Below are 23680 nucleotides of genomic sequence, written 5' to 3'. Positions count from 1 at the left end.
AAGCGGAGTCGAAGACCCTTTAACACAGTTTAAAGATCTCTCCATTCCGCTTTGCTCCAGTCGAGATGAGGGATTAGAGGAAGAGCCGAAGACCAGTTTAAATAATTTACAATGAAAAAAAACTTTGTTTCAAATTCAACGGCATCCATCAGGATGTTTAAAAACGACTTTATGGAAAGCCTCTCGAAAGTGCAATTTTACGTGCCTTTGGTGGTATATATACCCGTTATCGGTTTTCTTCTTTGGAAAGCGCTATGGGAAATCGAGATGCCGGTTTTAACCTTTGCAGGTTGGTTTTTGTTGGGCTTAGCTATCTGGACCATCACGGAATACATCTTACATCGTTATGTTTTTCATTTCGAACCTGAAGCAGAATGGGGCAAAAAAATCCACTTTATTTTTCATGGGGTACATCACGATTACCCTAATGATGCCAAAAGATTGGTGATGCCACCCTCCGCCAGTATTCCGATGGCATTGGGTTTTTACTTTCTTTTCGATTGGTTGCTACCTGATACAATAGTTTATCCATTTTTCTCAGGTTTTATGATCGGTTATCTGTTTTACGATATGGTGCATTATGCACTTCACCATGCTAATTTTAAAAGTGGTTTCTGGAAAAAGCTCAAGCAACATCACATGCTTCACCACTATTCTGATTCGACCAAAGGTTATGGGGTAAGCTGGACTTTTTGGGACCATATTTTTAGGTCTAATTTTGATAAAAAATAATATGCAGCAAGAAGTTTTGCTTAAAAACAATTTTTATAATATCCGGAATATCTATCTAACAGTGGCTATATCTGTTGGATATCTATTGTTGTCAGTCCTGCTGGTCGGCTTTAAAACCGATCAGTTGGTGCTGATTTTTATTTTTAATGCTTTGTTTTACCTATCGAGTGGAACCAGAAAGTTTATCCTCGGCTTTTCGATCTTTATTGTCTATTGGATTCTGTTTGATTACATGAAAGCCTTTCCAAACTATCTTTTTAATACGGTACATATTGAAGATTTGTATAATTTGGAAAAAAATACTTTTGGCATTAATTACCATGGTTTAATACTTACACCTAACGAGTATTGGAAAATAAACAGTACTTCATTTCTAGATGTGCTGACCGGATTCTTCTACCTGATGTGGGTACCTGTACCGCTGGCATTTGCTACTTATCTTTTCTTTAAAAATAAAGAACAGTTTGTTTGGTTTTCACTAACCTTTGTTTGGGTAAATTTATTGGGTTTTGTGGTTTATTACGCTTTCCCGGCTGCTCCACCATGGTACGTACAGGAACATGGCTTCGAATTTATAGCCAAAACGGCTGGCAATACTGCCGGATTGGCCCGTTTTGATGATTACTTTGGTCTTACACTTTTTCATGGGATATACAGCAAAGGTTCCAATGTGTTTGCGGCCATGCCATCGCTGCACTCCTCATATCCGGTTATTGTTTTATATTATGGTTTGAAAAACCGCTTGGGGAAAATTAATATTTTCTTCTTTACCGTAATGTTAGGCATCTGGTTTTCGGCGGTTTATACCAGTCATCATTATACGCTCGATGTGTTTGCCGGATTATTATGTGCGCTTTTGGGCATTATTTCTTTCCATTATTTAATTCGCTATACTAAGTTGAAACAGCTTGTAGCGAAAATGATAAGTGCCATTGGTAAATAAAAAAAGCCCAACAGACGATCTTAAAAGATCAGCTATTGGGCTTAGTCATAAAATTTATTAGCGTGAACTCGTTATTTAATGCTTATCCATCTGTTGAGCATGTTATCTGGTGCTTCAACCAAGACTTTATAGAAAGAGGATGGGGAGTTTTTAAGGTCTGCAAAATAATGTTGCTGATTAACATCAACCTCTCCCAATAAATGATATTTATCTTTTCCTCCTGTTTTAAAATCATTGGTGGTTGCCAGCCAAACTTTAACCTTTCCTTTCTTTTGTAAGGCTTTCCAGCTGATATCGAGGTGATTTTGCAGGTGATTTACTTTTAATCCGGTTATAGATACTGGTCCAATAAATGATGTGCCGTCAATTTCCTGTTCTGCACTTTTTGGCAGCTTTACATTAAGATAAGCTGCGATTGAAGGCATAATATCTACTATACCAAGATCAAAGTACTGGGCATAAGTATTCAAGTTTTTATAATTGCTTACCATCCAGGTAGCGCGTTGACGATCAGACTGGCCGCCATGTCCGCGACCAGTTTTTTCATCACGGCCATGATCAGTCGTAATTACGATTAACCAATCTTCTTTAAATTGCTGTTGACGGTAAGTAATGGCATCCCAAATCTTGCCCATTTGTTTGTCCAGAAGTTCAACAGCTTTATAAAACTCCGGACTGTCTCCATAACGGTGTCCCATATCATCAGTATATTCCAGATATATCCACGAAAGATCAGGCGCTTTATCATGAATGGTATTTGCAGCCTGTTTAACTACTTCCTCGTCAATAAGGTGCATGTAGGCCGAATTTTTATCATGTTTAAAGCGGGCGGTATCTAACTCGAAACCATCTGCTACAAAATCGGGTTTAAAGTTTCCGGTTTCAGGAAGGCCATCACCAAGCAATTTGGTGCGGTTATCGGTCCAGCTGGAGAAAATTGCCGTTTTTTTCTCAGGATACTGGTTTTTAAACAACCTAAAAATGTGCTGATAGTTATAATTTGGTGCCTTAATATCATTATCGGGTACGTTATGCTTGTTAACCCATGTGCCAGTAAGCAAACTGTTGTAGCCAACGGCAGATATGGTGGGCGTTTCGTTATAACTTGCTTTATCGCCACCTACATGCATGCGCGAATACGAACCTTCGGAAATAATCCGTTTAAAATTTGGCAGGTCTAAGCGTTCTACTACATCGGCAGGAATACCATCCGCAATAACATATACCACTTTTTTAGTCTTGATTTTCTGAGCCCAGCTATTTACTGAAACAAAAATCAGGGACAGGAAAAATATTTTTTTTATCATTTTATACTTCGTATTGAAATTTGAAAAGCGGTTAAATACCAACAGCACCGACAAAATTGGCCGTGCTGTTGTTTGTCTATTTATGGTTTCAATAACCACATTATCCCGTTAATGTTATCGCCTTCGGGGTACTGTCTTGATATTGCGGCGGTAATATTTTGCTGATTCAATCGTAATTCAGATTCTGGGTACATCCATCGTTTTGGAATGCGTTTATCATTTAACACTCCAGCTCCTGTAGTATCAAAAACCGGGAAACCGGTTCTCCGCTGCTCAAAAAATGGCTGCCAGCTGCTGTTCATGAATGATGCGATGTATTTTTGGGTAATAATGTTTGCCATTGGATTTGCAGCAGCATTTAATTGCACTGTTGCCTGCGCCAGATAAGTATTGATGGTTGCCTCGTCGATATTATAAAACTGCATTGATGCCCTGATTCCTTTTTGATAATAGTCATTTGCATTTCCGGAAATCCATCCCCTTACAACGCCTTCGGCAAGAATGAACTGCTGCTCAGCATAACCCAATGCTATACTTGGTTCATTTACAGGATTATTATAAAAGCGAGGGTTAATTTTAGAAACTTCTCCAGCAAGCGTACGGGCCGTATTCGCATCTTTTGGTGCGCTACCGTTCCCTCCACCGTAAGCGTTAAAATCTGTTGCGGCAAGCGATGCGAATTTCGGTGCTTTATCAGCAAAGCGGAACAAACGAGAATCCTGTAAAGATTTTAACAAATTGATAAAAGTTTCATCCATATAGTATGCAGTCTGCATACTATTGCTATTAAAATATGGATAGCGGTTTCCCTGAAGATCGTAAAATCTAAGCTGGGCATTGTCTGCATTTCCCGTAAACAGTGGATAATCCGTTGGATTGTTCACTATCTCAGCAAAACGTTTTTTGATCTCTAACCTGGTGTCGTTTTCCTTAGCTGATAAACTGATTAATACCCTTAAGGAAAGCGAGTTGATTACGCGTTTCCACTGCAATATATTCCCTCCGAAAACAATGTCACCCTGTAAACTTGCTGTATTTCCGTCAATCATTCCGTTGGCGGCTTTAAGCTCATTTAAAATACTTAAATAAATGTCTTCCTGCTTGTCATATTTGGGCGCAACAATATCTCCCTCTGCTTTTAAAGCCTCACTGTAAGGAATATCGCCAAAGGTTTGTGTTAGTTGTAAAAAATTCCAGGCCTTAAAAAACTTCACAAGTGGCAAATACTGAGGTTTGTTCAGATTTGTGGCAGCTTGCTCCATCTTAACTACCTGGCGCAGATTATTATAATTAGCATAGCTTCCCCGGTTCCAGCCATAATATTGGTTTAAGTTAATTTCATCCGTATTTATCATTTGACGGGAAGCAAGCGCTACATCAAGATTAGTTGATTGGAAGGCACTTTGCTCAACGGCATTCAATAATAGATCGGGGGTTGCAGCGGTGGTTTTGTTCGGGTCTACCTGAAACTCGCTAAATTTTTTGCAGCCAATTTGTACGGTTGCTGCAAATAATATAATATATAATGTCTTTTTCATATAATTCAGGTTAAAATTTAAGGTTTACGTTAAAACCAAATGAACGGGCTGAAGGCGTCTGGAGGTTATCTTTTGCGGGATCAGGATCAATATTTGGCATTTTTGAGAACAATAAAAGATTACGGCCAACGACTGAAACATCTAAACCTTTAACAAATGATTTGCCCAGCAGCTTGGCTGGCACCTGCCATCCTAATGTTACCTCTCTTAATTTCAGGAAGGTTTGCGAAAAATAGTTGTAGTTATTGTAGGCACCATTGCTGGTCTCGATCATATAATCTATGTAATTTACGGCTTTGCCATTTGGGGCGAAAACACGGGTATCACTTATAATATTGCCTTTTGCATCGTAGGTAGCTGCTCCGCTGGTCACCACAACACCATCACCAATAAAGGTGGCTTTCCCTGCATTGGCATCAACACGGTACTGGTTAAGTGTGCCCGGATGTGTACCGCCCCACCACATTTTCTGGTTGGTTGTTGAGTACATCATTCCGCCAATTCGGCCATCAACCAGAAACTTTAGTGTGAAACTCTTATAATTAAAAGTATTTTCAATGCCGTAAGTCCAGTCTGGAGCTTCATTTCCGATAAATCTTGAAAAATTATCGTTTAATGGAAAACCATTGCTTCCGTAAATAATCTGCCCCTGGCCGTTAGTCTGATAAACCGAACCATAGATTCTATCGGTTCTATCACCCACATGAAGATTACCCAAAGTTTCGGCACCTCCATAAATTTCTTTTAAATACCTCTGGTACTGACTTAAATTTATGGCCATATCCCATTGAAAATCGTTGCTTTTCAACAAGGTTCCGTTAACCACAAACTCCATTCCCTTACGTTGATAAACGTTCCCGTTAACCAACTGGCTGCCATAACCGCTTGTTATTGAAATATCCTGAGAAGTGATATTGTTAAAATCGCGTGTTTGGTAATAAGTGGCTTCAACACTTAATCTGTTCTTAAAAAACTTGGTATCCACACCTAGCTCCCAACTGTCTGACGTTTGTGGAGTAAGGTTAACTTGTTTAAGCAAACTGCCAAAAGTTAGTGCGGGTATGCTATTCCAGCTTGTTCCTTTATCAAATGCCGGAAGATACCCATAGGTGTAATTATCATCCCCAAGCGTACCGCTTGAAACTCTCGACCACGAACCGCGCGCTTTTAAATAGCTAAACCATTCTGGTAATTTAGTTAACTGTGAAACAACGATCGATGAACCTATTGAAGGATAAAAGAAACTGTTATTATTGGTTGGGAGCGTAGAAATGATATCGTTTCTGCCAGTAGCTGTTAAATAAATTGCATTTAAAAATTCCAGATCTAAAATCGCATAAACGCTGCTTGTTCTTCTTTCTTCAACAGCATTACTGCCCTGAAGCGGATTTGCAGAATTACTGAGGTTATAAAAACCAGGTATGGTTAAACCATCAGTATTTGTAGAACCGTATTTGTGGTTTCTATAATAATTAGAGCCACCTACCTGCGCGTGTAGCTTAAATTTATCGCTGAAAGTATGGTTGTAGTCGCCAATTAAATCTGTAACCAGGTCAATGTAGTTTTGGGTAGCAACGGTAAACTGTCCTCTGGATTTGTTGCCATAGCCGATATAACTCATTGGTTCTTTATAGGTTCTATTTAGGCCATAAGTGTTTATTCCGTTTCTAAACTGAACACTAAAAGCCGGGCTGATTTTGTAATTCAGGTTTAAAGAGCCATAGGTGTTGTCTTTGTCATAACCACGCAGATATTCATAAGCCTGGAAATATGGATTATTATAGTAAGAAACATTATAATTGCGTTGTTGAATACCCTCTTTGCCAGGCACCCAATAATCTTTTAAGTCCTGTACGTTTACATCGGTTCCTGTCCATAATACCAGGTTGTAAAGATAATTGGTTGGTCCGTATCCTGTTTCAGGAAAGTTCTTGGTAAACTGGCGGTTGTAATTTAATCTTGCATCGATTGTAAAGGCATCTGAAAGTTTATAATTGCCGGAAACATTAAAGGAACTATTGTTTAAATCGGTATTCGGCACAATACCTTTTTGATAAATATGCGATGCGGAAGCCCTGAATGAACCTTTCTCCGAACTTTGGGTAATACTAATGTTATTACTTGAAATTACCCCGGTTTGAAAAAAGTCTTTTACATTGTTTTTTCCTCTTGAAAGGAATGGAAGCGGAACCAGTTTTCCAGTAATCGGGTCTCTCGGGCTGTTAAATTGAGGTGTCTCAAAAAAACCACTCGGCGTAGTGGGATCCGGCTGATCGAGTTTTGGACCCCAAATCCATCCGGAACCTTCTTGTCCTCCTCCTGATCCATCAACATAGGTATACTTTCCCTTATAGCCTGCACCATATTCTGACTGTACTTCTGGAATCCTGATAAAACTTGGCTGTATTTGCGTAGAACTATTTACGTCAATACTAAGATTATTCCCCTTGCCACGCTTTGTAGTAATCATAATTGCTCCGTTTTGCCCGATAGAACCATATAATGCAGATGCATTAGCACCTTTTAATACGGTCACAGATTCGACATCATCTGCATTTACACGGAAAAGATCTGCAGATTGGTCTGGTATACCATCTATAACAATAAGTGGCTTTCTGCCCCTTAATGAAATACCAGGATCCTGGAACAAATCAGTAGAATTACTGATGTTAAGGCCGGCAACCCTTCCGGTAAGCGAACTAATAATATTCGGCTCCCGTGCCTTAACTAAATTATCACCTTGCACCGTTTGTGCCACATAACCTAATTTTGACCGTTCTTTTTTAACACCTAAAGCGGTAACGACCACTTCAGATAATGCTTTTGCATCCTCAGTTATTATAATCTGATACGTATCGGATTGACCAACTGTGATCTGTTTGTTCACATAGCCGATACTGCTAAAAACAAGTACATCGCCATCGTTGGCCTTGATTGAAAAATCGCCTTCCTGGTTAGTAACCGTACCTGTATTGGTTCCTTTTATCAATACTGATACTCCAGGAATCCCAAGTTTCTTTTCATCAGTAACATGGCCTTTAATAATTCTGGCATTTTCTATTGTTTTTTTTTGCTCCGAAGGCTTTAAAACAATCTTATCATTTGTTTTGGGAATAGAAAAGGCAGAATTGAAAATAATAATAAAAAGGCAGGTTAACCATAAACTCTTCTTCAGGCAAACCAAAGATGAATAAGTAAATCTTTTTTTCATAAAGCTAATTCGTTAGTTAAAGTTTTAAATGGTTTTTATCGAAACCTTGTTCAATTTGGTTCCCTGTTGGCCTATTCCTAACATAAGCTCATTGTTTACGGCCGGGAGCGTTTCTCCCGTCATTGCGTCAGTGATCATACCTTTAATGGTAATCCTTTGAGCAAATGCGCTAGCGGATAGGATCAACGAGGTGAACATCCATGGTAGCTTTTTTTTCATTTTACTTAATATTTAGTTGTTTGTTTTGGAATGATAGGTGCTTTTCAGCGGCGCTAAATTGAACATATCATATTAAGAATAGGTTAAGTGTAAATTAATATATTAATTGAACGTTCATTCAATTTATTAATCAAAATAAATTTGCAGAATCCAGCTACTTTTGATTAGTTTGCCTCATTAAATTAACTGCACAATGGGACGCAAAAGCCTAAAAGAGACAAGAAGACTTGAAATTATTAAGGTATTTTACCAGGTGGCGAAGAAAGAGGGTTATGAAAATACATCTATTGCCAAGATTGCCAAAGTGATGGATATCAATCCAAGTCTTATTATTCATTATTTTGATACCAAGGAAGGACTCACTTATGAATTGATCGACCACATACTCGACCGGTATTTGTTAATCTATACCATTAAACATAAAGGGCAAGCAAGCTTAGGTGATTTACAAAAAACCATAGAAATGTTGTTTTCTAAAAAATGGAACCTGCTTTTTGATGACGGTTTATTTTATACTTTTTATGCTTTGGCATTTAGGGAAAAAAAAATAAAGCTAAAATATAAGCTAATTCTGGATTCGTTGCGTAACGGACTTGCAAAGATGATTGAAGAATGCAACCAGCAAAGTTTAACAAATGTAGATGACCCACAGGTTGCTGCCGATTTTATATTTGTATTGGTTGATGGGGCTTATTTTTATCTTTCGATGGAAAGCGATAAAAAAGCCTATTCAGAACGTTTAGCTTATTACAAGCAAAAAGCCTACGATACGCTTTGTATATCGCCGGTTAAGGTTGTTTCTGCTCCCGTTTGCTAAACTGACGGCTTAATGCGAATAAACCGATTGACATCCACAGAACATTTGCTGCTGCATTGGGAAGATCGTGGGTACCAAGAGCAGTTACCGCTAGACATAACCCACCCATGATATTAAGTGCCTGGAAGGAGATCGAATCTGCGCGGATTAATTTCATGCTTAATAAAAGATACCCTAAGGTACAAAATACTACTCCAGACCATCCAATAATCGGCATCACTAAATTCATCATGTTGTATTGTTTGCTGGTAAAGCTATGAAATAATGTGATTACGTCTAAATGAATTGGAACGCAAAAAATCACATCTGTTCTTATTACAATAAACTACGAAACAAAGAGCGGCTATAAATTTAGCTATAGCCGCTCTTGAAAAATGAATTAAATTAGTTAACAAGTTTAGTCCAACCGGTTGACCAGCTGGGCAAGGTAACCGTAGATGGAGAACCTGGTGTATTGTACCAGGGTTGAGGAACACCAAATGCACTTGCATAGCTAGCGTTAACGATTAAAGTGTTACCACCACCGTCAACATAAGTACCAACTGCTGCTGTAACAGAACTTGTAAAACCATGGACAGATGTAGAATTAAGATCTGAAAGACTTGCATTGGCATCAGCATCGAAAGCAATGCCTTTTGAATAACCAGATACAATTACATCCACTAATGTAACTTCCGAACCTCTGCGCTCTCGGATACCATTACGGTAACCTAAGCCGGATATACCGTTGGTATTTTCAGTTCCGAAAACATTAACGTTAATTAAAATTGGGTGTGTTTTAGGCGTTAGACTAAAGGTAGGATCTTCTGCAGGATAATTATTATCAGATTCGATACCGTTTGAATCGCTGTTGCCGCCGCTGGTGCTGTGCCAGGAGTTTTTATCAGCAATGGCAACTGCGTCTGATATTGCACCTGTGTAACCGTTGTCAAAATCGAACTGATCATCATAAGATGCCAAAGCAACTAAATTAGATGCATTAACAGTTCCACCGAAAAACTCAAATCCATCATCAAGGCTATAAGAAACCTGAACATGATCGATAGTGGTACCATTGCCCACACCACCTAAAGATAAACTGTTGATTTGCCAATTGGAATTCACAAAAAAACCAGCATATTCTATCCTTACGTATTGGAGGGTGCCACGGTTATCTTCATCATTGGTACCTCCATAATAGAATCTACCATCGGACGGTAAACCCTCCATCGATTTGCTGTAATTTACCCGTGCGTTTCCTAAAATAATTACACCACCAAAATCACCTGCGGTGGCTGTTGTATTCGGATTTCCATCCAGAAGCCTGTAACTGGTAAATACAATGGGATCATTAGCCGTGCCAACTGCATCGATTTTACCATCTCTAGCGATTACCAAAACTCCATTTTGGACATTTGGATTGTTTATTAATGCTTTGATGTAGGTGCCAGGTTGAATAGTAAGCGTTGCGCCATTCCGTACCGTCACTATGCCTCTTATTTCGTAAACATTCCCGGCTGTCCAGGTCACATTGCTGGTAATGTCTCCGCTTATGCTTACTACGGGTAGCGATGATTGTGGATAATCTGCTGCTGTAGTGCTGCGGTTGTTAAATGGGGCGGTTGAATCTGTGTTTTTTTTACAGGCAGAAAAAGAAACGGCAACAATCGATAAAAGAACAATTGATTGTTTTAGATTTTTCATTTTGTTTTAAATTGAGATATAATTTTAGATCTGTGATTTTTGCCGGGATGAATAGTCCGCTACTGAAAATATTGAGAAAGATCTGTTAATCTTCCACCTGATACATAAATAGATCTGGTTGGTGTGGTAACGGCTGTTCTGGCATCTGCAATTACAAATAACTTTGATTTTCCTGCCTCAAAATTTATCCCGTTTTCAGCAAAGGCTGCAGTAATTCTGCCCTCATTAGGCTTTAGCGTATAACCATTAAGCACTAAAGGAGTACCAGGGGTATAAGGCTCGGTATTGGTTCCTTTCTCAACAATATCAAAACTGTAAATATAATTTGGCCCTGGTAAAGGAGGTAGTTCTATCGAATTAAAGGATCCATTTTTGGGTAAGGTAAATCTAAGCTCGGGTATTACTTTTGTGCCTGCAGTTGTATTCGATGCCGTTTTTAGCCTGGTATAGAAAACAAGTTCTACATCAACATTTTTAAATTGATTCGGAAAAGTAGTTTCAAATTTGGCTGTCAGCATCATATTAACAGGGTTAACGGGAGGATCAACCTTTACATTATCTACTATTTTAATACCATCAAAAAAGAAGCCGATATTTTGTTGTGCTGTGGTCGATTCGATCGTTTTGGTTAGGAGTACAGTAGTTTCTCCTTTTTTGCGAACGGTGATTTCTCTTGTAGTACCTTTATCGATCAGGATGGAAGATAATTTATCTATGGCGCCACTACCTGAAGAAAATACGGTCCCATCCAACAGGAATTCGAGTTCGCCAGATAGTGCATAGCCTTTAAGTTTTAATGAAATGGCATTATTATATATTTTGGTCCCATCATAAAACAGGCTAATATGCTGATCGAATGGTGTAGCTATAATATTTCTGGTAAGCAATATTTCTGAAGTGCCTTTTTTTCTGATCTTTAAAACGGCATTCTGGTCTTTTACGGCAAGCAATGTTTTTAAGCTGATGCCACCTGCCGGAGGAGTAGCTATAATGCTGTCCTTATATAAGTATTCGAGCTCAACACTGGTTGTTCCGCTAATGCTTAGCTGAATTATTTTAACTGGTTCTGGCTGTAGAAGTTCTGCTTTGCGACAAGATAAACTTAAGGCTGCGAAGGTAGAAAGAAAGAAAAGGGTAAAGATTTTTAGTTTCATATAAAGGGGTCATTACATTTAAAAACAGTTGCCTGTTTTTATAATAAAGAGACTATACCCCAAGGTATAGCCTCTTTGTGATAAGAGAGAAAAAAATTAGAATACAAGTTTAGACCAGCCAGCTGACCAGGTTGGTAAAGTAACCGTAGCTGGAGAACCTGGAGTATTGTACCATGGTTGGCTTACACCAAAATAACTTGCATTAGTTGGGTTAACTACTAATGAATTACCACCACCGTCAACATAACTGCCAACTGCTGCTGTAACAGCGCTTGTAAAACCGTGAACAGATGTAGAATTAAGATCTGAAAGACTTGCATTTGCATCAGCATCAAAAGCGATACCTCTTGGGTAGCCAGAAACAATTACATCGATCAAAGTAACTTCCGAACCTCTACGCTCGCGGATACCGTTACGGTAACCTAAACCGGCAATACCTGAAGGATTTTCAGTTCCGAAAACATTTACGTTAATTAAAGTTGGGTGGGTTTTAGGTGTCAGGCTAAATGTAGCATCTTCTGCAGGTGCATTGTTATCAGATTCGATACCGTTTGAATCGCTTGCGCCACTGCTTGTGCTGTGGGTTGAGTTTTTATCGGCAATGGCTACTGCATCACTTAATGTACCTGTAAAACCATTGTCGAAATCAAATTGATCATCATCAGAGGCTAAAGCAATTAAATTACTTGCGTTAACTGTACCACCGAAAAATTCAAATCCATCATCAAGACCGTAAGAAACCTGTACGTGATCGATAGTGGTACCGTTACCTACTCCACCTAAAGTTAGGCCATTAACCTCAACATTTGGAGCCAATTGGAAACCTGCATACTCAATACGTACATATTGGAAAGTACCACGGTTATCCGCATCATTAGAACCTCCGTAGTGGAATTTAGCTTCGTTAGCTAAACCTTCAATCAGTTTATCGCCAACGTTGATTGTTGCATTACCTAAAATGATCACACCACCAAAATCGCCAGGAGTACCTGTTGTACCGGCGTTACCATCTAAAAGGTTACGGCTGGTAAATACGATTGGATCAGCAGCTGTTCCAGCGGCATTGATTGTACCGTCTTTTGCAATCACCAATACACCATTTTGTACACCTGGGGTATTTGCTGATGCTTTAATATAAGTACCTGGTTGGATGGTTAAGGTTGCACCATTTCTAACGGTTACTATACCACTTAATTCGTAAACGTTACCTGCTGTCCAGGTTACAGAGCTGGTAATGTCTCCGCTAACTGCCACAACTGGCAATGATGACTGTGAATAATCTGCTGCAGAAGTGCTGCGGTTACCGAATGCAGATGAACCGCCTTCATTTTTTTTACAAGCTGTAAAAGAAACAGCAACAATTGATAAAAGACCGATTAAACTTTTGAAATTTTTCATTTTCGTTTTTTTTGTTTTCATAGGATCTGATAGGTATGATCCATTTTTTTTAGGTTGATTTTTTTGGTTATTTAGCGTTGGAGGCAGATAAATCCTTGTTTTTATGGAAAATAAATGCCTAAGTGTCGCTAAACAGGATGTTTTTTATATCTTAGTATTTCTTGTTGATAACTAAGTAGGTCTGTTGGCTGCCCTAGGCATTTAACAGCAGGTTTTTTTTAAATATTTCAGGTTTATCCTGGATTGGCCGTTCCACTAGAAATGATCGGTTTAAACGAAGGGTTCTGGTACAACCTTTCGTTTTTTTATACCTGTACAGGAAACTTTGTTCCTCCTTTCCTTTTTGATGGTGTAAGTTTATTTATATTGTTTTTCATGGTAGCTTTAAAAATTATAGGTAATGGATGTGCTGTAAGTGCGACCAAATTTTTGCGAAAACAATACCTGGTCACCTTCTTCTAAAGCATTGGTGAACCCAGGTTTTAATCGGTATTGATTACTGTAGTCGGCAGTACCGGCAACATAATCGGGATTACGCTCATAGCTGCCCATATTATTGAAAATTACAGATGCTTTATTGAGCAGGTTACCTGCATTTACCTTGATTTCGAACTTGTTTTTGTAAAATTTATAACTTACCTGCGCATCAATCTGATCTCTCGGCTTTTCATATTCTATACGCATCAGTTCCGAACTCACCAAAGTGGTTTTAAGCCCGGATTTGTTGTACGAAATATTGAATCCGAAATGCGCATCCAAATATTGTATTCCGGCATTAATGAGGTAGGGAGATTGCCCGTACATGTTTCTTTTTACCTTTGTAGTTACAACAATTGGGCTTCCATCAGCTGCAGTTGCCTTATAGGTGCCCACAACATCTGCCTTTTGCAGGGTTAAATTGCCATATAAGGTAATGTGTGATAATAATGGGGCAGCAGCAATAAAACCCAGATTTTTTCGGAGTTCGAATTCTAAACCATACACTTTGGCTTCATCCGAATTTAAGATATAATAGAATCCACCGTTACCGTTAGACAAACTGAAAGTAACTTCAACTGGCTTATCAAAGCGTTTGTAAAAGGCACTTGCCGAAATAATTTCGCCCAATCCGGGGAACCATTCTGCTTTAATATCGAAATTTTTGATCTCTGTACTGGCTATACCTTCGTTACCAAATTGGGCATCAAACATGGGATCGTACCTAAAAAACTGGCTGTTATCCATTAACTCTGGTCTCACTGCTGTGTTGGAAAATGCAGCCCTGATATTGATTTCCCTGGTAGGGCTATAGGTAAGATTGGCCGATGGCAACCACCGCCATTTCTTTTCGTAGGGTAATGTAAATGAGCTGTTTCCCCTTACATTAATATCGTTACGCAGCTCGGTATATTTGTAATATTCGGCCCTCACACCCCAAACAAGACGTAATTTTTCGCCCAAACGATTATCCATCATCGCATAACCGGCTTGGGTAATACTTTTTCCTTTATAGCCGTTTAAAAAGTAATTGTTGATATAATAGTTGTAACCATTATTACCGATTTTGGCCGGATCGATCATCTGGGCAATCGGAATGTACCTTAAACTATCGGCCAGTGTGGCGCTTTGTACCAACGAAGCAATCTGCCAATTTAACGATCCTTCTTTGTAGATGCCAAAATAGCCACCTTTAATGCTGTTGTTTAATGGGCCTGTTTTAAAAGGCATACTCGCATCACCGCTCCATGAAAAATGATGTTCATTATTACTGTAGTTATGGCGCGATGTGGGTTTGATATAACCTTCAGTTTGTGCACTCGAAGCATAAAAATAGGCGTAATCATTTCCAATTTTGGTTAAATTTTGAGACGCAATACTGAGATCTTTCTCTTTACGGTCGATCGATGTTCTTGATAAATTCCAATCCAGTTTTACTTTGCCAATCTGGTGCTGCCCGTTTAACTTATTCTGCAATAAATCTGTATAAGTTGGGTCATCAGCTTCTACAATGCGGTTTGGCTTTAAACCCGCGTCAAAAAATGTAAGTCCCTGATCGTTATCATATCCTATGGTACGAACCAGATCATTATTATAAATGTGCGTATAGGTATTGCGGAAACCGAACCTGTTTTTATTCAGTTGTAAGCCTACATTAAACATGGCCCCCAAAGTGGTATTAAACATGTATTTATTTCCGGTATTGGGGGTATTCGGATTCCAATCGCTCCTGGTTTGTTGTTCGATAGTATTTATATTCTGCGTATTCCGGTAATTTAATGATGCCGTAAAACCCAGTTTTTTGTTGTTGGTGGTATCGATGCCGATTAACCTGCCAATGGTGAACTGATAATTCTGCGATGGCGCGGTTTTATATTTATACATCGTAAAATTATCGTTCGTAAACTTTTGACTCTGCGTAATCAGTTTTTGTTTGTACTGTTCATCCGTAAGCGTGTTATTGGGAACAATAGTACGGTCGGTATGCTGTAAGTCTGTAGGGAATTTTCTCCTGCCATCATCAAAACCCAGATAGTCATTTTTACCACGTTGGTGGCTTAAAAAATCTTCGCCTGTACTTTGGTCGTTATATGAAGTACCCGCGGTAAAACTCATAAAGTTTTCTGTAGGGATATCTTTGGTGTTAATCTGGATCAAACCACCACCAAAACTGCTGTTCATATCTGGTGTAACTGTTTTGCTTACCACTACATTGTCAACCAAACTCGAAGGGATCAGATCAAACGAAAAATTGCGGGTTTGGGCTTCCGTGCTTGGTAAAGTAATACCATCTAACTGTGCCGTATTATAACGTTCGCCAATGCCACGTACCAATACCAGTTTATTGTCTATTGAGCTCACCCCACTAATGCGTTTTAAACTTTCGCCGATGTTTTTATCCGGTGTTCTCGAAATCTGTTCGGCACTGATTCCATTACTGATTTCGGAGGCGTTTTTCTGACGGGTTAATAAGCCTTCAACTGATGCTTTTTTGTATGTAGCAGTTACCACCACATCCTGAAGCCCCTTTGCATCTGGTTTTAAAGAAACATCCAATGGCGTGGCTTTGTCAGCCTTTACTGTTACGTCGCTTATGCGTTTAGTCGCAAATGAAATATAACTGATTTCTACCGTATAGGTGCCTGGATCTACATTAATGCTGTAACTTCCGTCGCTGGCCGTTTGGGTGGCTCTGCCCGTTTCGATAATTTTGATGGAAGCACCAGGGAGGGTTTCTCCTTTTTCGTCGAATATTTTTCCAGATATCCGGCCCGGTTTTACCGGATCTGGTAATTTATAAAGCAATATCGTAATGGCATCAGCAAACCTATATGTTACTTTGGTGCCCGACAATATTTTTTTGAGGATTAACTCAGGTGGCATATTCTTTGCCTCAAGGTTTATTTTTTCGATCGGGCTGAAAATCGATCTGTTGTAATTGATGGAAAATCCTGCTTTTTCTTCTAATAACGAAAGTGCATCAGGTATACTTTTTGCAGCTATCTTAATACTCAAACCGCTTTCTTTAGGCGTTTGCGCAAAGCTGCTGGCCATACCCTGGTTAAATAAAAAGGTACACAGTACCATTATAGCTACCATAGGGCGGTAATCCAAATTGATAAAATATTCTTTTATATAGTCGTAAAATCCTATTTTCATAGGTTCAAGATGTTTTTTAATTCTCACGGGTTAAAAACTTTTGTTTTAGGAGCTGGATTGTTCGAGCAATCCGGCTCCTTGTTCATGTAAAGTGGTTTAATTTGTTTTTCGTAGGTATAAATCCGGTTTATTGCGCCTTTTGTAGCGCTATAGCATATCGCTAACTCATCATTGACAGCCCTCCCCCCATACGGTAATTGTTTTGTTCGCAGTATCTATTTTATATTTTATTTTCTTGCCGCTCATTATGCGGATTTCTTCCATTATATCTTCAATGCTTTTGTTTGTAAATGTGGCATTAAACCTGCACAGGTTTAATTTATTATTCTTGAGTTCGAAATGAACATTATAATACCTTTCTAATGATTTAAGCATATTGGGCAGGCTCATGTCTCTAAAGGCAAAGCTGTTTTTAATCCAGGCATTTACTTCGGTGATGCGCTCCTTACTTATGGTATAATTGTGTGCCTTTAGATGATATGATAACTTCATTCCTGGAGTGAGGAGTGATAAATGTTTTAATTTACCTTCACGGTCTTCTGAAACACCTACTTTTCCAGTTCTTACTGCTACACTGAAAGTACCATCTTTAGGGTAGGCATATATGTTAAAAGAAGTGCCCAAAACCCTGGTCTGCATTTGTCCGCTGTGTACTATAAAAGGGCTGGTGATATCATGTTTTACTTCAAAGAAAGCTTCACCTTCCAATCTGATACTTCTTAGTTTGCCCTTAACAAAATGTGATGGCCAGGAGAGTTTACTTCCGGCACCAAGGTATACAATAGAACTATCAGGCAAAATCAACTTTACTTTTTCGCCTTTTTGAGTGGTTTTAGTTAGAAAGGCAATGGCTGTTTGAACAGGTTGTTGCGCTTTCTTAAATGTATACCAGCCTAGCGCTGCAGAAATAATTACTACTATTGCTGCAGCATATTTTAATAGTAGGAAGCTTGATCTCACTTGTGGTTGGCGTTCTTCAACTTTATCCCATATCTCTGCCAGGCCTTGAATAGCAGTTAAAGAATGATCGGTTTCGCTTTTTTGTTCTGCCCAGGCCCTTTCCATTACGTCATGAAATTCACTATCTGCGTTTGCCGGATCGGCCAGATACTCCATCAGGATTTTTTCTTGTTCCTGAGTGGTTTCACCTGCTAAATAATGTTCAAATAGTATTTTAATGTTTTCTTTCACTTTAATATTTGTAAGCTTTTATGCTGCGCACTACTGTATATATGCGCGAGGCTTGGCATACAGCTATAGGGAAATGAAATTTATTTTAAAAAATTAATGGAGATGGATTAATTGCCAATTTTGTCAATCCTGAACATAGTCGAAAGATCCATTACAATGGAAGTGTAAGATGGATAATGAATAATTGGATCTCTCCATTTCGCTGCGCTTCAGTGGAAATGACGGCCATTTTATTATTGATCAATTTGTCATCCTGAATGCAATGAAGGATCTTTATAATGAAATGAATAATAGATCTCTCCATTTCGCTGCGCTTTAGTGGAGATGATGACCATTTTATTAGATCCTTAAGATCGAATAAAAATTACGCTAATTCTGGCCACGGAGGCACAGAAACACGGAAGATTTATCTCGTTTTGTCATCCTGAGGGATAATTTATTGGATAAAAATCAATATGAATGACGTATACATTTATTTTTTTTGCCCCATGGCAAAGCCTTGCCTCGGCTCGCCGCCACCGAAGGGCTCTTTCTTTTTGATGTCAAAAAGAAACAAAAAACACCGGCTGAAAATTTTTCTTTCGAAGCCAGTGGGATGGCTTTGTCAGTGGAGCCCGAAAAATTTGTTAGGCCGGATTTAAGTAGAACGGGGATACCGTGGTAGGGCCTAATTGGGTGGAAATGCGAAAGTATTTAAAATGCTGATTAATAATAACTTGTAAAATGGCTTCAATGGTAGCCTAGTCGAAGGATCTTTTGCGATGGAAAATATAAATAGAGGATCAAGATGATGATCGCGGTAGCAAACACTCCAAGGTGATCGCTCAGCAAAACATCATTACTACCAACGATATTATCGTTTCTGGCGAATAAGTCTTAAAGTATTTCCGCATAATGCCCAGTGATTTTTTAAGGTGATTGTTCACCGTGTTTTTAGAAATGCCCAACAACTGCGATATTTCTTCATGGGTATGGTAGTCATTACGGCTCAGTAGGTATATTTTTTTTACTTGCGGAGAAAGACTTTCTATCGCTTCATGGGCCAATTGTTTCGATTCTTTTGCATCAAGTTCATCTTCGATTGCATTAAAAGATTGCTCCTGTACTAAATTTTCGCAGCTATAAGCTTTTTCTCTTGCTTTTTTACGGAGTGTGCCCAAAAAATTATTACGGATAAGGGTGTAAATAAAAGCATCGAAATTTTTTTCCGGATCTATTTTAGACCTGTTTTCCCAGAGCCTAACAAAGCTGTCTTGTGTAAGTTCTTCAGCTTCTTCGCGGCAGCGGGTAAAATGGAAAGCATAACCAAATATCTTTTGGCGGTACTTGTGGTAAATTTCATTAAAAGCGGCCGAATTGCCAGCCTTTAATGCATTCAGGAGGTTTATGTTTTTAAAATCTTCCAACTTTTCCATGAGTAGCGGTTAACGGTGGCAAGTTAGGGCTTGCGTTTAAAGTTAATGTTAAGCTAATGAGAACCTTTTCTATCGGTGGGTAATAACCATGCCCTGCTGCGCAGATTCGGTCCTCGAATCCATTAAAATATTTCCAGGTTGGAAAGTTCCTAAAAGCTGAGAATTAAGGTTGAAGCCAGTTTTGTTTACTTTACCGCTTATCCTTGCCATCGCTGCTTTTACCAGCGGGTCGGCCTGATCGCCAAGCGGGAGCAGGGGTAAAGTATTAATTTCATTTACACTTACATCGGGTAGGATACCTGTACTGTAATTCCCGGCTCCTTGAGCATTAAATAGTTTATAAACAATTGGGTGCATTTCCCAATTGACCTTTTTTGGGATCCGCGCATCAAATATTTTGAACGACGCTTCATCTTTTCCCCTGGTTTTTTCACCAATCTGTATCACCTGGATATAAGGTTTTAAATTATTGATCATCACTTCCGAAGCGGATGCGGTGGCGGCAGTTGATAAAATATAAACTTTGCTTAAACCCAGGTTTTGCTGAAGCAAGACATTGAAATTTACCGTTCGATCGAAAGTAGCTGCAGTGCCGATAGATTCTGTTCTGGTTCCGCCGTTTTTATTGCCCTTATAGGTAATGAATGCTTTATCGTAAGTTATATTTTGTGCAATCATGGCACATATCGCCGCTGCTTCTGCTACCTGTCCGCCAGAATTATAACGTAAATCAAGAATCAGGTCGGTAATGCCTTCAGATTTGAAATTACTGAAAACCGGAATTAATGAACTGGCCAAACCACCATTAAAATCAAGAAAATACAGGTAGCCAATTTTTTTTCCATCACTTACCATTACTTTACTGATTTCTTTTTGATCGAGGATTATGCCTTTGGTCAGTTCTACGGTACGTGTATCCGTCCATACGTTGTTGTTCTGCTCAGCCAGACCAAGCGAAAAGCGGTCGCCGCTTAAAATTTCGTCCTGCAAAGTTTGTGCATTGGTTGATGTTAATATTTTCCCATTTATCTTACTGATGTAATCTCCGCGTTTTAAACCCGCCCTTGATGCAGGAGAATCTTTTAAAACCAATTTGATAATCCCAATAACTTTTGTACTATTCTGGTCGCTAACGGTTACATAATCAAAACCAAAGTTCCGGTTGTTAGGTGTAATGGTTGAGGCATCATTTGGGATATTGATATAAGAAAAACGGTCGGAAGCATTGCGGACGGTATTAAAAAAATCTTTTGGCGATAAACCGATATTTGGAGCGGAAGGCAATTGCTCACTCCAATAATAATAACGCTTCAGGCTGTCGAGTATCCAGGTATTGATGTTTTCATTGCTGCCTGACGGATAATCGGGTTGCTTGCTGTCTTTTTTACAGGATTGCAGGGAAAAGATCAGAATAATAAGATAAGAACAGTAATAAGTGATTCTTTTCAAATGAGTGGAGCGTTTTTTCATAACCTTCTGATATTTAACAACAAACTTAAAGCTACTATTGTTAAGAGAGGATTAAGTTTTAAACCATATCTGCTAAGCTTAAATGAAAAAATGAACTCAAGTTAATTTATAAATAATTTGAGTTCATGATCGAGAAATACATGAAAAAGAGCAATAGGCATTATTATTATTAGATTATTGGGGAAATTTCTGCTCAAAACCAGCTAACGCCAGCCGCCTAAACCAAACTCACATTAAATTAGGCAGAAATAGGAAATGATGCCTGACCTCTGTGCTTTTTTAATGCTACTGCATTGTTTTTGGCATTAGCGAATAGATAAAACTCTACGCTTGCAATAAAAATCAGTGCATAGCCAAAAAGTTCTAGAGACTCTTCCGATACATTTTTGACATCACGGGCATATTGCGTCTCCATAACGGCCATCCAAAAAACTTTTCTTCCATATAAGCGTGCAAAAACATAAGTAGTTACAATACCTGATAATAAAATTCCAAAAGAGAACTGGTGTACAAAATTGTTTAAATTGGAAAAAAAGAGTACTTTCTTTCTGTAAATAAGTAAAGTTGCCAGCAAGAGGAGGCCAAATGCACCGGTTTGCCAGGCTCCATCATATACGTGTTGGTCTAAAAAAGCATCCTGTTCCCTGATAAAAGAGGCCATCATAAAAGCAAACAGGGCGAAAGAAAGTGGAAATAGCGATTTATATTTAAAAGAAGCATAGAGAAAAATGCCTGAACTTAAAAGTAGCAAAATACTCTGAACGTATTCTACCGCAGAATCTTCACTAAACTTATTGCTTACTGCTTCGTGTTTTACATTCCATTTAAGAAATTCGGCAATCAGATAAATGAATGCACTATAGGCAATTAGCCGTATAATGGCAGTTTTAAAGCCTTTTGGCTTTGATGTGATTGTATAATTAGCCACCTTGATGAATTTGGGTTAGTAATCAGCAAAATCAAATTATTTATGATTCTGCTTTGATGAAATTTAGACTACAAATTTCGATCAAGGACCGCTTTCAAAAAAGGTCTAAAGCTCCTATAAATTGGTTGAAAAGTACGAATATGCGTTGGCGTTGATTACAGCATTGCTAATGAGGTTTATCATAAATTAAAATTCCATCTCTAATCTGTCAGGTTGAGCTGAGCCTGACGAAGTATCGAAACGCCTTCAAGCGTTGAAAAAGATCCTTCTACAGGCTCAGGATTACAATTTTATACCCAGGATACAACAACCCCGTCATACTATTTATTTTATCGCACCAAATGCTGCAAAATAACAGTTCTTATGTAGGATCTCGGTAACACTAAACCCAACTTTTTGTAGCAAAGCCAGTTGGTAATTTACAGAACGCGGGGTATCTTCATATTCGATATAATCCAGTACTTTTTGTTTATATGTTTCACCGCCAAGTGTTTCCAGGTAAGCTCCGTATTGATCCTGAAAAAGTTTATCGATCAGAACTGAGTCGTGTGCAATGAGGTCAGAAATCCAGATACTGCCGCCGGGTTTTAAAGCCTGGTAAATTTTGGTGAAAACAATTTCCCAATCGGCATCAGTACGTAAATGATGGAATGTTGCTGCGGCCAGAACAATATCGAAATGATTATCGGGCAAATTCAGGTTAAGCATATCATCCTGTATCAATGTTATTTTTCCGGTAGTCTGTATTGATATCCTGTCTTTTGCACGTTCCAGCATAGGTAAGCTCAAATCGTTAAGTGTACAGTTCAGGTTTGGGGTTTTACTGAGCATTTTTAACGTGTAATTGCCTGCCCCACAGCCAATATCCAATAGTTCTTTTGCGTTTGGGTTAATGTATTTGGCTGCCTCCGTGCAAAGTTCCATGGTAAGTGGTGCATCAATAGTAGTTTGTTGACCGCTTTCCAGGTTCGAGAAACGTTCTACATCGCTGTCAAACCTTGTCTTAATTTCCTCATTTGTTGCTTTATGCGAATAATCTTTATTCATGACTTTTAAATTTTTTTGTAAAGTTATTGTTGTTGATCATATTTGTAAAATATCATTTTTGACATAAATTAATACCTATTAAGTATCATAGATATGGAACTTAGACACCTGTTATATTTTAAAACTGTTGCAGAAGAACTTCATTTTACCAAAGCAGCCACCAAGCTTTTTATTTCGCAACCACCTTTGAGCAGGCAGATTAAAGAATTGGAAGAAGAACTCGGTGTACAGTTGTTTGTTCGGAATAATAAACGGGTTGCCTTAACAAACGCCGGTAAATATTTTAAAAATGAGATAGATACTATGTTTGCCAAGCTGGAAGAGAGTAAAGAATTGGTTCGTAAAATTTATGAAGGTGTTAGCGGTGAATTTAAGATTGGTTATATCAGTTCGGTTTATCAATCGCAACTGGCTGAGATTTTAAAATTGATGCATCAGGAATTTCCCTATCTGAAAACGAGTTTGTTCGAAGTGCCTACGCTTGCCCAAATTACAGCGCTGGAGCATGGTGGTTTAGATGTAGGGATTTTAAGAGCTCCCGTGTTATCTGACAAATTGAAAGTAGAATCCTTGTTTTTCGATCCTTTTGTGGTGGTTTTGGGCGGAACAGATCATAAAATTGATAATCAGCAAGAACTGGCTGCTTTTTTAAGCAAGAGTCCATTTATATTTTTTAATAAAGAATTTGCACCACAGTATAACCAGAAACTTATAGAAATTTGCCAGAGAATGGGCTTTAGTCCGGATATTACCCACGAAGCTAACAATGTACACTCTATATTACAATTGGTAGAAGCGGGCTTGGGTGTATCTATTTTGCCACTATCTTTAAAAAAACAATATGCACAGTTGAAAGTGTCTTTTATTGAGCTTGGAGCCATCCCGATTAACACAGAGGTGGTGTTGGCTTATAAAGAATCAAATAAAAACCCGGCATTAACCTGGTTTATTAAACATTATACCCAGTTTAAAATTGATTGATTTTCATTTC

Annotated in this window: 18 protein-coding genes; 4 read left to right on the top strand and 14 right to left on the bottom strand. The window is 38.6% G+C overall.

The features are described 5' to 3' along the window. Positions 1–111: 111 nt before the first annotated feature. Entirely contained in the window at positions 112–732 is a 621-nt protein-coding gene (locus OQX63_RS21555; protein ID WP_265852870.1) for a sterol desaturase family protein, read from the top strand. A 1-nt stretch (position 733) separates the two neighbouring features. After that, positions 734–1675, top strand: coding sequence for a phosphatase PAP2 family protein (locus OQX63_RS21550; protein ID WP_265852869.1), 942 nt, complete (start codon positions 734–736; stop codon positions 1673–1675). A gap of 71 nt (positions 1676–1746) precedes the next feature. On the opposite strand, the gene OQX63_RS21545 is transcribed toward OQX63_RS21550, so the two are convergent. From OQX63_RS21545 to OQX63_RS21530, 4 genes are all read right to left on the bottom strand, one after another. Then, positions 1747–2982 carry an alkaline phosphatase family protein gene (locus OQX63_RS21545; protein WP_265852868.1) on the bottom strand — a complete coding sequence of 412 codons (1236 nt, stop codon included), beginning with the start codon at positions 2980–2982 and terminating at the stop codon, positions 1747–1749. Between the two features lie 80 nt (positions 2983–3062). After that, positions 3063–4520, bottom strand: coding sequence for a SusD/RagB family nutrient-binding outer membrane lipoprotein (locus tag OQX63_RS21540; RefSeq protein ID WP_265852867.1), 1458 nt, complete (start codon positions 4518–4520; stop codon positions 3063–3065). A gap of 10 nt (positions 4521–4530) precedes the next feature. Continuing rightward, positions 4531–7731 (bottom strand): SusC/RagA family TonB-linked outer membrane protein, encoded by a 3201-nt coding sequence (locus tag OQX63_RS21535; RefSeq protein WP_265852866.1) that lies wholly within the window; start codon positions 7729–7731, stop codon positions 4531–4533. Positions 7732–7755: 24 nt separating this feature from the next. Next, positions 7756–7950 (bottom strand): hypothetical protein, encoded by a 195-nt coding sequence (locus OQX63_RS21530; protein ID WP_265852865.1) that lies wholly within the window; start codon positions 7948–7950, stop codon positions 7756–7758. A 193-nt stretch (positions 7951–8143) separates the two neighbouring features. Here OQX63_RS21530 and OQX63_RS21525 point away from each other — a divergent pair, with 193 nt between their 5' ends. Beyond that, complete coding sequence (locus tag OQX63_RS21525) at positions 8144–8767, top strand: TetR family transcriptional regulator (protein ID WP_265852864.1); 624 nt, start codon at positions 8144–8146, stop codon at positions 8765–8767. Here OQX63_RS21525 and OQX63_RS21520 read toward each other — a convergent pair. From OQX63_RS21520 to OQX63_RS21475, 10 genes are all read right to left on the bottom strand, one after another. Next, on the bottom strand, positions 8739–8984 hold the full coding sequence (locus tag OQX63_RS21520; RefSeq protein WP_416276542.1) for a CBU_0592 family membrane protein: 246 nt from the start codon (positions 8982–8984) through the stop codon (positions 8739–8741). The genes OQX63_RS21525 and OQX63_RS21520 overlap by 29 nt on opposite strands. A gap of 167 nt (positions 8985–9151) precedes the next feature. Next, positions 9152–10450 carry a hypothetical protein gene (locus tag OQX63_RS21515; protein ID WP_265852862.1) on the bottom strand — a complete coding sequence of 433 codons (1299 nt, stop codon included), beginning with the start codon at positions 10448–10450 and terminating at the stop codon, positions 9152–9154. A 59-nt stretch (positions 10451–10509) separates the two neighbouring features. Further along, positions 10510–11604 carry a hypothetical protein gene (locus tag OQX63_RS21510; protein ID WP_265852861.1) on the bottom strand — a complete coding sequence of 365 codons (1095 nt, stop codon included), beginning with the start codon at positions 11602–11604 and terminating at the stop codon, positions 10510–10512. A 96-nt stretch (positions 11605–11700) separates the two neighbouring features. Further along, positions 11701–13002 (bottom strand): hypothetical protein, encoded by a 1302-nt coding sequence (locus tag OQX63_RS21505; protein WP_265852860.1) that lies wholly within the window; start codon positions 13000–13002, stop codon positions 11701–11703. A 384-nt stretch (positions 13003–13386) separates the two neighbouring features. Next, on the bottom strand, positions 13387–16638 hold the full coding sequence (locus OQX63_RS21500; RefSeq protein ID WP_265852859.1) for a TonB-dependent receptor: 3252 nt from the start codon (positions 16636–16638) through the stop codon (positions 13387–13389). A 168-nt stretch (positions 16639–16806) separates the two neighbouring features. After that, positions 16807–17829: a FecR family protein gene (locus OQX63_RS21495; RefSeq protein WP_265852858.1), complete on the bottom strand. Its 1023-nt coding sequence runs from the start codon at positions 17827–17829 to the stop codon at positions 16807–16809. Positions 17830–18653: 824 nt separating this feature from the next. Continuing rightward, positions 18654–19244, bottom strand: coding sequence for an RNA polymerase sigma factor (locus OQX63_RS21490; protein ID WP_265852857.1), 591 nt, complete (start codon positions 19242–19244; stop codon positions 18654–18656). A 69-nt stretch (positions 19245–19313) separates the two neighbouring features. Further along, complete coding sequence (locus tag OQX63_RS21485; RefSeq protein ID WP_265852856.1) at positions 19314–20714, bottom strand: S41 family peptidase; 1401 nt, start codon at positions 20712–20714, stop codon at positions 19314–19316. A 238-nt stretch (positions 20715–20952) separates the two neighbouring features. Continuing rightward, positions 20953–21642 (bottom strand): hypothetical protein, encoded by a 690-nt coding sequence (locus tag OQX63_RS21480; RefSeq protein ID WP_265852855.1) that lies wholly within the window; start codon positions 21640–21642, stop codon positions 20953–20955. 324 nt (positions 21643–21966) lie between these two features. Beyond that, positions 21967–22689, bottom strand: a complete 723-nt coding sequence (locus tag OQX63_RS21475) for a class I SAM-dependent methyltransferase (RefSeq protein WP_265852854.1) — start codon at positions 22687–22689, stop codon at positions 21967–21969. Positions 22690–22782: 93 nt separating this feature from the next. On the opposite strand from OQX63_RS21475, the gene OQX63_RS21470 reads away from it, so the two are divergent. Then, on the top strand, positions 22783–23670 hold the full coding sequence (locus tag OQX63_RS21470) for a LysR family transcriptional regulator (RefSeq protein WP_265852853.1): 888 nt from the start codon (positions 22783–22785) through the stop codon (positions 23668–23670). Positions 23671–23680: the final 10 nt, after the last annotated feature.

The sequence above is a fragment of the Pedobacter sp. PF22-3 genome, from assembly GCF_026239555.1.
Taxonomy (GTDB): Bacteria; Bacteroidota; Bacteroidia; order Sphingobacteriales; family Sphingobacteriaceae; genus Pedobacter.
This window is presented reverse-complemented; position numbering and strand designations above follow the sequence as displayed.